Raw genomic sequence first — 13,116 nt, 5'->3', positions numbered from 1 at the left:
CTGCCGTCGGTCACAACTTCCGCCGCATCCTCGCCTGGCTGAGGGTTCTTTGGTGCCTCTTCCTGGCCACCCTCATCGCAGCCATCAGCGACCGCTCACCGCTGCAATCGGCTTCTTAACGGACGACGCTTTAGGCTACGCCGGGCCTACAGGGGTGCTCGGCCGCCGAAGCTTCAGCGAAGGCGGCAAGCCGGGCGATGACACCAGGGCTGAGTAGCGCTGTGCAGTGGTGATTGACCCCTACTCCGCCGCCTGCTGCTGCACCGTCGGCTCGGTCCCCGCCACCGTCGCGCGGCGCATGTCGCGGGGCTGCGACTGGTCGTAGCGGCGAACGCGATGCATGGTCTGACGGTTGTCCCACATCACGAGGTCATGCAGCTTCCATTTATGGACGTAGACGAACTCCGGCTGCGTCGCGTGCTCGTTGAGATCGCGCAGCAGGAGGCGTCCCTCCGGCACGCTCATGCCGACGACCTTGCCGGCATGCGATGAGAGATACAGCGATTTGCGGCGATGCACGGGATGGGTCCGTACCAGCCGCTGCAGCACCGGCTTGAACATCTCCTTCTCTTCGTCGGTGTATTCGGTGAAGCCGAGCGATCCGCGCGAATACATCAGCGAGTGCTCGCAGACGAGGTCCTCGATCTCCGCCTTGATCTCGTCGTCGAGCGCATCATAGGCCGCACGCATGTCGGCGAATTCGGTGTTGCCGCCTTTCGGGTTCACCACGCGTGCCGACAGCAGCGAGAATTTTGCCGGGATGGGGCGGAACGAGCTGTCGGAATGCCAGAGGCAATTGCCGAGGTTGAACAGATGCGTGCGGCTGTCTTTCGGCAGCGGCTTGCCGTCCTTGCCGAGATTGGAGACGTCGTTCAGGCCGGATTGCAGCCGGTAGTCCTTCTCCTTGGTCACGGTGCCGCCGCGCGCGTCCTCGCGCCGGCCGAAATTCAGCGCGAAGGCCATCTGCTGCTCGTCGGTGATGTCCTGGTCATGGAAAACCAGCACCGCATATTTGTCCATAGCCGCCTCGACCTCGCGCGCCTCATCCGGTGTGAGAGGCTTTCGCAGGTCGAGGCCGGAAACCTCGCCGACAAAATGCTTCTGAAGCTGCCGGATGGCGATGGTCATGGCGTTTTCTCCCGCGGATTGCGAGCGGTTGGTCCCGCTCTGTTGGCGAAAAAGCTACTCCCGCAACAGGCGTTGTCAACGCTCGCAGCGCATGGCTGCCCGTAGCACGGATAGAGCGGCAGCGTAATTCGGGAAGTCTTTCCGCGAGGTGAGAGTCCCGGATTGCGCGCAGCGAAATCCGGTACGCACCTTCGATGCCTCTCACGCATTCCGCGCCATCAGCCCGCCATCGACCGGGATCACCGCACCGGTGAGGAACGACGCTGCCGGTAGGCACAGGCTCAGCGTCATATGCGCGACCTCTTCGGGATCGCCGTAACGGCCGAGCGCAGTACGGCGCTTGGCGTAGATGGTCTTGTGCTCCTCCGGGATGCGATCGGTGATGGCGGTGCGGATCGGACCCGGGCAGATGCAGTTGACGGTGATGCCCTCGCGTCCAAGCTCCACCGCCAGCGAGCGGGTGAGGCTCACGACGCCACCCTTCGCTGCCGAATAGGGGCTGTGCAATGCGGTGGCGCCGAGCGCCTCGGTCGAGGCGATGTTGACGATGCGCGGGCTCTTCGACTTGCGCAGGTAGGGCAGCGCCGCGCGAATGATGCGCGGATGCGCCGTCAACATCACGGCGATGCCCCTGGCCCAGGCGTCCTCATAGGCCTCGTCGTCGATCGCGACACGCACGGAGATGCCGGCATTGTTGACGACGATGTCGAGCCCGCCGAAATGCGCCGCGACATCACCGACCACGCGCTTGATCTCGCCGCCGTCGGCGACGTCGAGCCTCCAGGCCCTTGCAGCGCCACCGCTCGCTGCAATCTCCTTGGCGACCGCATGCGCACCTTGCTCGTCGAAATCCGTGGCGGCAACATTCGCACCCTCGGCGGCGAACACGCGCGCCGTCGCGCGCCCCATGCCGCTGGCCGCGCCGGTGACGAGAACGGTGAGGCCCCTCACGGACCGGCTGAGCTCCCTAAAGTCGGACATGCTGTTTCCTCGCGCGGGGCTTGTTCTTGTTGATTGACAAGGCTGGCATCGATCCGCAGACAGGTCAAACAAGCAAGACAAAGGGGAGGCCGAGAATGGCGAACGAGCTCGATTTCTCAGGCAAGCAGGTACTGGTGGTCGGCGGTTCCAGCGGCATCGGCAACGGCATCGCGCAGGCTTTTCGTACCAAGGGCGCAACTGTTGCCGTTTGCGGCACGCGCGCTCGCGCAACGGAATATTCAGCTGAAGAAGGCTCCGATCTCACCGGCCTCGCTTACGCGCAACTCGACGTCAGCAATGCCGCCGCGATCGAGGCGTTCAAGCCGTTGTTCGACCGGCTCGACATCCTCGTGCTCGCGCAGGGCGCGGTGCTCTATCGCCGCGGCGAGTTCGAGATGGCCGGCTTTCGCAAGGTGGTCGAGGTCAATCTGATGAGTCTGATGGCCTGCGCGAGCCGCTTTCATTCCATGTTGCGGGATTCCAAGGGGTCGCTCATCATCGTGTCCTCGACCGCGGCCTATCATTCCACCATGGGCAATCCCGCCTACAATGCATCGAAGACCGGTGCAGTCGGACTGACGCGCACGCTGGGCGAGGCCTGGGCCGAGGACGGCATCCGCGTCAACGGCATCGCGCCCGGGCTCGTCGACACCAAGATGACGAAGGTCACGACCGACAATCCGAAACGCCTGGAGGGCGCGCTCGCCCGCATCCCGCTGCGGCGATTGGGCACGCCGGCCGACATGGCGGGTGCCGCGCTGTTCCTGGCCTCGCCGCTGTCGTCCTACATCATCGGCCAGACGCTGGTCGTCGATGGCGGGCTCATTCTGTAGGCAATCGCAAGGAACCGCGCTGCTTTTGATCGGTTACTTCGGCTGATCACCGAGGAGGATTATCATGGACGCGGATCGGATCGTTGGATCAGCCAAGGAAATGGCGGGGGGCGTGGAAGGCACCGTCGGCGAGATGGCGGGAGACGCGAAAACGCAGGCCTCAGGCAAGGCACGGGAAGCCGCGGGCACGGTGCAGAATCTCTACGGCCAGGCGAAGGATGCGGTGCGCGATGCCACGGACACCGCCGCGAGCTATGCCAAGGACGCCTATGAGAACAGTGGCGAGAGCTTCCGCGACGGCTCGAAAGCCATCGCGCAGAAGGTGCACGACAACCCGCTTGGCGCGCTGCTGGTTGCTGGCGGCATCGGCTTCGCGCTGGCGCTTCTGATGTCGCGCCCCGCGCGCCGCCCGCCGCCGCGTTGGCGCTATTACGGTTGAGCGACAGCCGATCATCGTGCCCCGGACGCAGCGTAGCACCGTCAGCGCGTTCACGCGCGTCTTCGACGCCGTTGCGTCCGGGACACGAGACCGCAGCTCAGAAGCCTACCGGAACATCTCCGCCGATCGCCCGACGTTGCCCGGCGGGCGCGGGATTGCTGGATTTGAGTTCGGATTGCGCGGCCCTGGGGCTGGCGTCAATTGACGCGGCGGCGGAGGTTGCGGAGAGCCGAAGCCGAAGAAATCCCGGAATGAGGGCGTTGCCTGCGGCGGGACCTGCGGCTTTTTCGGCGCGAGCTTTGGCGGAGCGATCGCCGCGGCCGCCCCTGATGCATTGGGAGAGGCGGCGCCGCCGTCGGGCGTCGTTGCGGCCACCGGCGTATCGCCCTTGGCCTGCTCGCGGCCGACTTCCCGGCGCGGCCAGACATAATCGTCGGCGCGGCCGGCCGGCGCGGCCAGCGGCTCACCCTTCACCATGGTCTTCGCAGCGAGCGCATCGACGGCAGCGGGACGCGTGCCTGGCCCGCCCAGCAATTGATCGGTCGAAATCGAGGCTGCAACCAGCGGCACGATCGGCCCGGCCAGCGGGCGCGGTGCAGGCTTGCCCGGCTCGGCGCTGGTATCGGGGGTCGCAGGCTCGCTCGGCAGCGTGATCGGGCCGGAGCGCCCCGCAAGCAGGCGCGTGATCTCGCGCTCGACATAGTGCGCCAGCTTGCGCGCGCCGGCCTTGGTGAAATACACGCCGTCGGAGCTGCGGAGCTGACGGATCTGGCCTTCGAAATCCGGGCCCTTCTGCAGGAAGCGGCCGGCTTCGTCGACGAAGCCGTCCCACACGTCGACATAGGTTATGCCGGCCTTGGCCGCGCCCTCACGGTACAGCGAATCCAGGAACAGCGTGTCCGCGGTGCCCTTCGGTCCGCGAACTGCGGGGAGGCCGACCCAAAGGACCGGCACGCCCTTGGCCTTGAGGACGCCCGCGAGCTCCTCGATCTTCTTGCCGTAGAGTTCGACCCAGCGCTCGTCGCGGAATTCGTACAGGCCATTGGGATTGCGCGCAGTCTTCTCCGGCGCGGCCGCCGGCGTGTCGGCATTGTCGGCGTCGTCCTGCGGCAGGTCGGCATCGGCAGGCTTATCGTCAGGCTTGGCGGCGGTGTCGGGCTTGGCGTCGCCGGGCCTGGCGTCGCCGGGCTTGGCCGGTTGCTTGGCGCGCGCGCCCTTGTCGTTCTTCTTGTCCTTGTCTGAAGCCTTGTCCGACTTGTCGGCGGCGGGCTCGCGGATCGCGATGCGGTCGTTGAGGCCGAGCATGACGACGATCACGTCGGGCTTCTCGGTCTCGAGAATGCCCTTGGCTGCGGCCGCCCAGTCCGCGGGCTCGCCCTTCGGCTGATACTTGATGAGGCCGGACGTGGTCTTGTGCTTGCGGATCACGCCCATGTCGGGCTGCTCGGCGTAGGCGTCTTCGAGGCCATAGGCGAGCCAGTCGGCCATGGCGTCGCCGATCACCAGCACGTTCTTCTCAGGAATCGTGTCGCGCTTGGCTGGTGCCGGCGCGCGCGAAAAATCCTGGCGCGGTGCCTGCGGCGGCGGCTGTTGGAACGGCGCGAAGAAATCGCCGCCGAACCAGCCGCCACCTCCGCCGCCCCGGGGCGGTGGGGCCGAACGTTGCGGCGGGCCGCCGAAGCCGGGGAAGTTGAAGAACTGTGCCGAGGCAGGTCCTGCGACCGAGACCAGGATCGCAAGCGCCGTCCCCAGCGCGATCAACGGGCCGGTCTCGGTCAGCGCCTTGAACAGGGACTTCTTCGACATGCGATCTCGGGCACGCGCAATGGGGATAGGAGTAGCTCGACATAATAACGGAATCAGGCGCCAAACGGGCAAATTCCATCGCAGATTCTTGTCCCATACACCGGGGAACAGCCGGCTCCGTTAAAGCTGCCGGCCAAAATCCCCGTTCAGGGTTACTTTCGGCGCGATTTTACCGCCCGCGCAGCCGGTCCAGCACGTCGGACGAGGCAAATCCGTCGGCGGGCATCCCGATCGAGGCCTGGAAGTTGCGCAGGGCTTCCCGTGTCTGGCTGCCGAACTGGCCGTCCGGAGTGCCCTTGTAGAAGCCGCGCTGGGCCAAGAGCTGCTGCAGTTCCAGCCGCTCGGTCCGCGACAGCTCGCGCTCCTGGCGCGGCCAGGGCTGCACGAAGGGCTGCCCGCCGCGCAGACGGTCGGCGAAATGGCCGATCGCCAGCGCATAGGCTTCGGCCGGATTGTACTTCATGATGACGCGGTAGTTCTGCAGCATCAGGAAGCCTGGCCCCTGCGCGCCTGCCGGCGCCAGCAGGTAGGCTTTCTCCGCCGGATGCGGGAAGGGCTGGTTATTCGCCCGCCTGAGCCCGAGCTTCTCCCATTGCGCGATCGGCATCGCCTTGGCGCGGTCGGCCAGCATGTAGTTGAATCCTTCGGGCACCACGACCTCGAAGCCCCAGGTCTGGCCGGGCTGCCAGCCATCCTTCTTCAGATTGTTGGCAGTCGATGCAATCAGGTCGGCCGGATTGTCGACGACGTCGCGCCGTCCATCTCCATCGCCGTCGACCGCAAAACGCTTGAACGCGGTCGGCATGAACTGGGTCGGACCGAAGGCGCCGGCCCAGGAGCCGCGCATCTGCTCCGGGCGCAGATCGCCGCGGTTGAGGATCTCCAATGCGGAGAGGAACTCATCTTTGAAATAGGCCTGGCGGCGTCCGATGCAGGCGAGCGTCGCGGTCGATTGCAGCACGCTGCGGTCGCCCATCTGCGTCGAGTAGTTGGATTCGATGCCCCAGATCGAGGCGATGATGTAGCGGTCGACGCCGGTGGCCTTTTCGGTGGCGTCGAACTGCGCCTTGTATTTGGCGAGGATCTCGCGGCCCTTGGCGAGGCGGTTGTCGTTCACCAGGATGTCGAGATAGTCCCAGATCGATTTGGTGAACTCCGGCTGCGAGTCCATGAGGTCCATGATGCGCAGGTCAGGAGAGAGCCCGGCGGTGAAGCGCTCAAAATTCTCCTGGGTGATGCCGCGCCGTGCGGCATCAGGCCACATCGCCGCGACGCAATTGTCGAAGTTGCCGGCGGCCTCGCGGATCGCGGCAGCCGTCATCAGCGGATGGCCGGAGGCGCCGTCCTCGCCGCTCCAAGGCAACGCTCCCGTCTGCGCGCCGCCGGGCGCTGCTTGCGTTGGCGCCGAATTCTGGCCGGAGAAGATGCCGCCGAACAGATTGGACAGGCCGTTCTGCGCCTGGGCGTGCGCGCATGCCGGCATCAGCAAAGCTGCCGCGATCATCGCTGTCCCGGCCAGGAATCCAACCCGTCCTGCCACTGATTGCATCATGTCCCACCCGTCGGCCCGAAAATCCGCCACAGGAGGCCTGGTTAGCGTTGCCAATAGCTTAACAAAGGTGAAATTTTGGTGGCGGCCTTTTTCTTAACTCTGTCGGGGCGAGGCCCCACATCCGCCTTTGTTGGCGGCTGCAAACAGGCTAGCAAGATGCCATTGCTCCGTTCACGTCCTCAGGTATTCGATCGATCACATGAAAATTCGCAAAGCTGTATTCCCAGTCGCCGGCCTCGGCACCCGCGTCCTGCCTGCCACCAAGGCGATGCCGAAGGAAATGCTGACCATCGTCGACAAGCCCCTGATCCAGTACGTCTACGACGAAGCGAAGGAAGCCGGCATCGAGCACTTCATCTTCGTTACCGGCCGCAACAAGAGCGTCATCGAGGATCATTTCGACCGGATGTTCGAGCTCGACGCGACGCTGGCCGCGCGCGGCAAGAAGGCCGAGCAGGACATCCTGGCGCAGAACCAGCCCGACGCCGGTGCCGTCAGCTTCACCCGCCAGCAGGCGCCGCTCGGTCTCGGCCACGCCGTCTGGTGCGCGCGCGACATCGTCGGTGACGAGCCGTTCGCGGTCGTGCTGCCCGACGAGCTCGTGCTCAACACGCCCGGCTGCCTGAAGCAGATGATCGAGATGGCATCCTCGCTTGGCGAGAAATCCAATCTGATCGCGGTCGAGGCGGTGCCCGATCACCTGACCCATCAATACGGCATCTGCGGCGTCGGCAAGCGCAATGGCAAGATGTTCGAGGTCGACGGCATGGTCGAGAAGCCGGCCAAGGGCACGGCGCCCTCCAACCTCTCGATCACCGGCCGTTACATCCTCCAGCCCGAGATCTTCAAGATCCTGGAGACCCAGGAGCGCGGCGCCGGCGGCGAGATCCAGCTCACCGACGCCATGATCGGACTTGCCAAGACGCAGAAATTCTACGGCGTCGAGTTCGAGGGCGAGCGCCACGATTGCGGCTCCAAGCCCGGCTTCCTGCGCGCCAACATCGCCTACGGCATGAAGCGCCCGGAATTGCGCGACGGCCTGATCGCCGAGATGAAGAAGTATCTGGGGCAGTAGCTCCCGCCGTCATTGCGAGCGAAGCGAAGCAATCCAGAATCTTTCCGCGGAGAAAGTCTGGATTTGCTTCGTCGCAAGAGCTCCTCGCAATGACGGGGGGAGAGCGCCTCACGCCACCAGCGACAGCTTCGGCAGGCTCGCGACCACGGACTGGTTGCGCCCACCGGCTTTGGCGGCATAGAGCGCCTTGTCGGCGGCGGCAACGAGGACCGACCAGTCCATGCCGGCGGCAGGGACGAGACCGGCGATGCCGCAGGAGACAGTTGTGCTTGCCTGATCGTCGGACCAGCCCTGCACCTTGAGGCGGATCGTTTCGGCCACCTTGAAGGCATCGGCAGCCGAGGTGTTCGGCAGCAGCACGGCGAATTCCTCGCCGCCATAACGCGCGGCGCAGTCGCCGGCGCGGCTCACCGAATCGGAAATGCAGATGGCGATGCCCACCAGCACCTGGTCGCCGGCCTGATGGCCGAACGTGTCGTTGTAGGCCTTGAAATGATCGGCATCGATCATCAACAGCGCGATCGGTGCCTTCTGGCGCATGGCGCGTCGCCATTCGGCGTCGATGACGGAATCGAATTTGCGGCGGTTCTTCAGGCCCGTGAGCGCGTCCGTCGTCGCCATCTCCTCGAGCTTGCGCTCGGCATCGGCGCGCCGGCCGATCTCGCGCGCGAGCACCAGCGTCGATCCCAGCACGAACAGCGCGAGCGCCAGCACCACGACGCCGATGCGGAGCGCCTCCTTCTCCCAGAGCGCGAACACTGCGGCCAGGGGTTTGCCCGCCACCACGAACAGCGGTCCACCGTTGCTGCTGCGGACATAGAGCCGCAGCGTCGCATCGACCGGGCCCTGTCCCGAATACGAGGCGCCGGCCGGGAGATTGTCGGCCTTCCAGTTCTGGCGGTCGTTCAGGTTCGTGCCGATGATGTCGAGATCGAACGGCCGCCGCATCATGATGGTGCGGTCGCGCTTGAGCACGGTGATGGTGTCGTCGGGATCGAGGTTCAGACGCTCGAACAATTCGTGGAAATAGCTGAAGCGGATCGAGCCTGCGACGACGCCCATGAAGCCGCCGTCACCGTCACTGATGCGCCGGCTCAGCACGATGGAATAGGCGCCGCGAAACAGCATCGGGCGGCTGATGAAGAGCCCGAGCTCCGAATTGTCGCGATGAACCCTGAAGTAGTCCTCCTCGCTGCGGTTGTCGGGGAGGGGATCGAGCGTGGAGGCGTCGATGGTCAGCCGGCCCTCGGCATCGAATACCTGGATGGCGCCGAAATGCCTGGCGGTGGCCGCATGGTCGAACAGGATCAGTTGACGGATCGGCTTGGAGACCGTCGCGAGCTCGGGCAGCAGCATGTTGGCGGCGACCGCCTTCAGCGACAGGTCGTAGATCTCGATGTTGCGGCTGATGTCGGACTCGATGGTCGTCGCGAGGTTCTCCAGCGTCTGGTGGGCGAGCGCCTCCTCGCCGCGGCGCATGTCCAGCATCACGTTGGCGCAAATGGCGGAGAAGCCGATCACCGTCACCACGGACGAGATGATCAGCAGCTTCGCCGAAATCCGCCACGGCTGGCGGGCCGTGACGTCGCGCCATCCAGACAACATTGTTCGCTCCTGGCACTAGTGGATGCGCCCGAAAGCTTGAGCAGTGTTTAAGGCAGGACGGCGCTGCCGCAATGAGTTAAGAATCGGTGTATGCGGCGCACGGTTTTGGGCAGCCGCATGTGAGCGGGACGAGAGGACGATTGTGAACGACTACCACGCGTTGCGCGATTATCTGATGCGGCAGAAGCAGGACGAGTTCGTGCTGAGCTTCGAGCAGATCGAGGAGATCATCGGCGCGGCACTGCCGCGCGCAGCGCATCGTGCCTCCTGGTGGGACAGCTTGCGCAGCCCCGACATCCAGATGCCGCAACGCGAAGCCTGCCTCGCCGCCGGCTTCGTGGCGATGCGGATGCCTGATGGCCAGAGCGTGCGGTTCAGGAAGCAGAAGAGCGACCGGCGGCGGTAGCGCGTGCGGCACGCTGCCACCCTCCCTGGAGGGCGGCAGGGCTATCGCATTTGAGAGCATTTGCTGTTGCCATCCTTCGAGACGCCCGCTTTGGGCGGGTTCCTCGGGATGAGGACGCATTGCGCGGCAGCAGTTTCAACGGGCCCTGATGCTGACTAGCCTCATCCTGATCAGGAGGCGCGTAAGCGCCGTCTCCAAGGACGAGACGTGCGCTCAGGCCGCCACGACTCATATGCGATTCCCCTGCCTTGTGGGCAGGGTAAGAGAATCTAGCTCGCCGCTTCCAGCCGCACTTCCGTCAAGAGGCGCATTGCGGCGTCCGCGTCCATCGGCTCGCCGAAGGCAAAGCCTTGCGCGTATTCGCAGCCCATCTGGTAGAGCTCGACGGCGTCGGAATCGGTCTCGGCGCCTTCGGCCACCACGTCCATGCCGAGATCGTGCGCGAGCGCAATGATCGACTTCAGGATCACCGGGCGGGTGCCGCGGCTGGTGGTGCGCACGAAGGACTGGTCGATCTTGATGGTGTCGAACGGGAAGCGCTGGAGATAGGCCAGCGACGAGTGGCCGGTGCCGAAATCGTCGAGCGACAGCCCGGTGCCGAGCTCGCGGATCCGCGTCAGCATCTGCGCCGCGTGCTCCGGATTCTCCATCACCAGCGATTCCGTCAATTCCAGCTTCAGCGTGCCGCGCGCCACCGAGGAGCGCGACAGCACGGTGCGGACGTCGTGGATGAGGTCGTGGCGCAACAGCTGCCGTGACGAGACGTTGACGGAGGCGAAGATCGGCTCGCGCGAGCGCATCGCGCGCTGCCAAACCGAGAGCTGCTTTGCGGTCTGGTCGAGCACGAACATGCCGAGGTCGACGATCAGCCCGGTCTCTTCGGCGATGGTGATGAACTCCGACGGCGCCATGCGGCCGAGCTTCGGGTGGTCCCAGCGCGCCAAGGCCTCGAAGCCGGCGATCGAGCGATCCTCCAGCCGCACGATCGGCTGGTACAGAATGGTGATCTCCTGCCGCTCGATGGCGCGGCGCAATTCGCTCTCCAGCGTCAGGCGATCCGTCTTCCGCGCACGCATCGCCGGCTTGTAGACGTCGATGCGGTCGCCTCCGATGCGCTTGGAATGATACATCGCAAGCTCGGCGTCCTTGATGATCTCGTCCGTCAGCTGAACCTGCGGATCGGAGAGCGCAAGGCCGATCGATGCCGTGAGGAAGATCTCGCGATCGTTGAAGGCGATCGGCGCGCGGATGGTCTTGCGGATGGTCTCGGCGAAATTGGTGATCCGCGCCGGATCCTGCTCCGACAGCAGGATCAGGCCGAACTGGTCGCCGGCGAGCCGCGCCAGCGTGTCCTGCGGCTTGAGGATGCGGGTGAGACGACGGGCGAGGGTCAGCAGGATGGAATCGCCGACCGCAATCCCGACGGAATCGTTGACCTGCTTGAAGCGGTCGAGGTCGATCACCATCAGCGTCGGCCGCAGCGTCGGTACGGTCTTGGCGAAGTTTGCGACCGCGCCGAGCCGGTCCATGAACAGTTTTCGGTTGGGCAGGCCGGTGAGGTTGTCATGCACGGAATCGTGCAGCAGGCGCTCTTCGGCGTTGCGCAGCTCGGTGACGTCGGTGAGGGTGCCGACCACGCGCGAGACTTCACCATCGGAGCCGACGACGGGGCGGGCCTTCAGCGCGAACCACATGAAATGGCCGTCCGGCGTGCGCAGGCGGAAATCCTGCACCAGGCGGCCGCGGCGTTGGTCGAGCACGCTGTCGAGCGCAGCGCGGAAACGGTCCTGGTCGAGCGGATGCAGCACCTCGAGCCACGAGGCTGCGGGCCCTTCCAGCGTGCCGCGCTTGAGGCCGAGCAGGGCTTCGGTCTCGGGGCTGGTGAAGACCTTGTCAGCGGAGACGTCCCAGTCCCAGATCAGGTCGCCGGAGCCGGCCAGCGCCAGCGCACGGCGCTCGATGTCGGAGACGACGCCGGTGGTGGCGCCGCCGCCGGCAAAGGCGTGCTGCATCACCGTGAAGCCGATCAGCATCACGATCAGCACGAGGCCGCCGAGCAGGGCAGGGCCGACGATGTCGTTGGTGACGGAGCCGGCGACCGTCATGCCGGCTGCGACCACCCAGACCACGAGGAGGAACCAGGTCGGGATTAGCAGCACGGCGCGGTCGAAGCCGTGGGTGGAGAGATAGACGATCAGCGAAAAGCCGGCGAAGGCGATCAGCACCAGCGAGATGCGCGCGATGCCGGAGGCGACGGCCGGATCGAACAAGGCGAGTGCGACGAGAGACCCGAGGAACGCCAGCCAGCCGACCGTGATGTGCGAATAGCGCACATGCCATCGACTGAGGTTGAGATAGGCAAACAGGAACACCAGCAGTGTCGCCGCCAGGATCGCCTCACCCGCCGCGCGCCAGATGCGCTCGGCGTTGTTCGACATGTCGAGCACCTTGCCCCAGAAGCCGAAATCGACCCCGATATAGACCAGCACCGCCCAGGCCAGCGCCGCGGCCGCCGGGAACATGATGCTGCCCTTCACCACGAACAGAATGGTGAGCACGAGAGCCAACAGACCGGAGATGCCGATCACGATGCCCTGGTAGAGCGTGAAGGAGTTGACCTTGTCCTTGTAGGCTTCCGGCTCCCACAGATAGAGTTGCGGCAGCTTGTCGGTGCGCAGCTCGGCGACGAAAGTGACGACGGCGCCGGGGTCGAGCGTGATGCGGAACACGTCGGCGGTGGCGCTTTCCTGACGTTCGGGCCGGTCACCGATCGAAGGCGTGATGGTCGCGATCCTTGACAGCCCGAGATCGGGCCACAGCAATCCTGAGGAGACGATGCGGTAATGCGGGGCGACGATCAGGCGGTCGAGCTGGTCGTCGGTGTTGTTGGCGAGCGCGAACACCACCCAGTTCTGGCCGCCTTCGCGCGCGCGCACCTCGATGCGGCGGACGATGCCGTCGGTACCGGGCGCCGTGGAGACCTGGATGCGATCGGCATCACTGCGCTGATGCTCGAGCACGCCGGTGAGGTCGATCGCGGGCGCGTCGCTACGGACGCTGACGGCGTCGAGCGCACGCGCGGGATACGCGGCGACAAGAATCATGAGGCCCAGCGCGATGGGCGCGAGGCACCTGATCAGACGCAAGGTCAGCTCTCCGCGTTCGACGCAAACTCTTTAGTGCAAGGCGAATCTAAAAGGCGATTTCAGACCGGACCGAGGTGGTTCGGTGCGTCGCGATAGATGCCACGAAAGCGAGGAAAATCAAAGGGTTTCCGGCCTGCTTTGGTGG

The 13,116-nt window shown here is 65.3% G+C and carries 10 protein-coding genes; 4 read left to right on the top strand and 6 right to left on the bottom strand.

What is annotated here, in order from left to right; genetic code table 11:
• Positions 1–240 precede the first annotated feature (240 nt).
• Both EAV90_RS19880 and EAV90_RS19875 read right to left on the bottom strand, forming a co-directional pair.
• Positions 241–1,128, bottom strand: a complete 888-nt coding sequence (locus EAV90_RS19880; protein WP_129144424.1) for a TauD/TfdA dioxygenase family protein — start codon at positions 1,126–1,128, stop codon at positions 241–243.
• 201 nt (positions 1,129–1,329) lie between these two features.
• Positions 1,330–2,109 (bottom strand): SDR family NAD(P)-dependent oxidoreductase, encoded by a 780-nt coding sequence (locus tag EAV90_RS19875; RefSeq protein ID WP_164937019.1) that lies wholly within the window; start codon positions 2,107–2,109, stop codon positions 1,330–1,332.
• 95 nt (positions 2,110–2,204) lie between these two features.
• Here EAV90_RS19875 and EAV90_RS19870 point away from each other — a divergent pair, with 95 nt between their 5' ends.
• Positions 2,205–2,942, top strand: coding sequence for an SDR family NAD(P)-dependent oxidoreductase (locus EAV90_RS19870; protein WP_122405710.1), 738 nt, complete (start codon positions 2,205–2,207; stop codon positions 2,940–2,942).
• 64 nt (positions 2,943–3,006) lie between these two features.
• Positions 3,007–3,381 carry a CsbD family protein gene (locus EAV90_RS19865; RefSeq protein WP_122405709.1) on the top strand — a complete coding sequence of 125 codons (375 nt, stop codon included), beginning with the start codon at positions 3,007–3,009 and terminating at the stop codon, positions 3,379–3,381.
• Positions 3,382–3,486: 105 nt separating this feature from the next.
• On the opposite strand, the gene EAV90_RS19860 is transcribed toward EAV90_RS19865, so the two are convergent.
• Together EAV90_RS19860 and EAV90_RS19855 are read right to left on the bottom strand one after the other, a co-directional pair.
• A complete protein-coding gene (locus EAV90_RS19860; protein WP_129144423.1) occupies positions 3,487–5,187 on the bottom strand; it encodes an SGNH/GDSL hydrolase family protein in 1,701 nt (566 codons plus the stop codon).
• 169 nt (positions 5,188–5,356) lie between these two features.
• Complete coding sequence (locus EAV90_RS19855) at positions 5,357–6,736, bottom strand: lytic murein transglycosylase (protein ID WP_245162817.1); 1,380 nt, start codon at positions 6,734–6,736, stop codon at positions 5,357–5,359.
• Between the two features lie 202 nt (positions 6,737–6,938).
• Between EAV90_RS19855 and EAV90_RS19850 the strand changes: the two genes are divergently transcribed.
• A complete protein-coding gene (locus EAV90_RS19850; protein WP_122405707.1) occupies positions 6,939–7,814 on the top strand; it encodes a UTP--glucose-1-phosphate uridylyltransferase in 876 nt (291 codons plus the stop codon).
• Positions 7,815–7,922: 108 nt separating this feature from the next.
• On the opposite strand, the gene EAV90_RS19845 is transcribed toward EAV90_RS19850, so the two are convergent.
• Positions 7,923–9,419 carry a sensor domain-containing diguanylate cyclase gene (locus tag EAV90_RS19845; protein ID WP_129144422.1) on the bottom strand — a complete coding sequence of 499 codons (1,497 nt, stop codon included), beginning with the start codon at positions 9,417–9,419 and terminating at the stop codon, positions 7,923–7,925.
• A gap of 142 nt (positions 9,420–9,561) precedes the next feature.
• Between EAV90_RS19845 and EAV90_RS19840 the strand changes: the two genes are divergently transcribed.
• Positions 9,562–9,825 carry a DUF7662 domain-containing protein gene (locus EAV90_RS19840; protein WP_162500452.1) on the top strand — a complete coding sequence of 88 codons (264 nt, stop codon included), beginning with the start codon at positions 9,562–9,564 and terminating at the stop codon, positions 9,823–9,825.
• Between the two features lie 269 nt (positions 9,826–10,094).
• On the opposite strand, the gene EAV90_RS19835 is transcribed toward EAV90_RS19840, so the two are convergent.
• Positions 10,095–12,971 carry an EAL domain-containing protein gene (locus EAV90_RS19835; RefSeq protein WP_162500451.1) on the bottom strand — a complete coding sequence of 959 codons (2,877 nt, stop codon included), beginning with the start codon at positions 12,969–12,971 and terminating at the stop codon, positions 10,095–10,097.
• Between the last annotated feature and the right edge of the window lie 145 nt (positions 12,972–13,116).

The sequence above is a fragment of the Bradyrhizobium vignae genome, assembly GCF_004114425.1.
Lineage (GTDB): Bacteria > Pseudomonadota > Alphaproteobacteria > Rhizobiales > Xanthobacteraceae > Bradyrhizobium > Bradyrhizobium vignae.
This window is presented reverse-complemented; position numbering and strand designations above follow the sequence as displayed.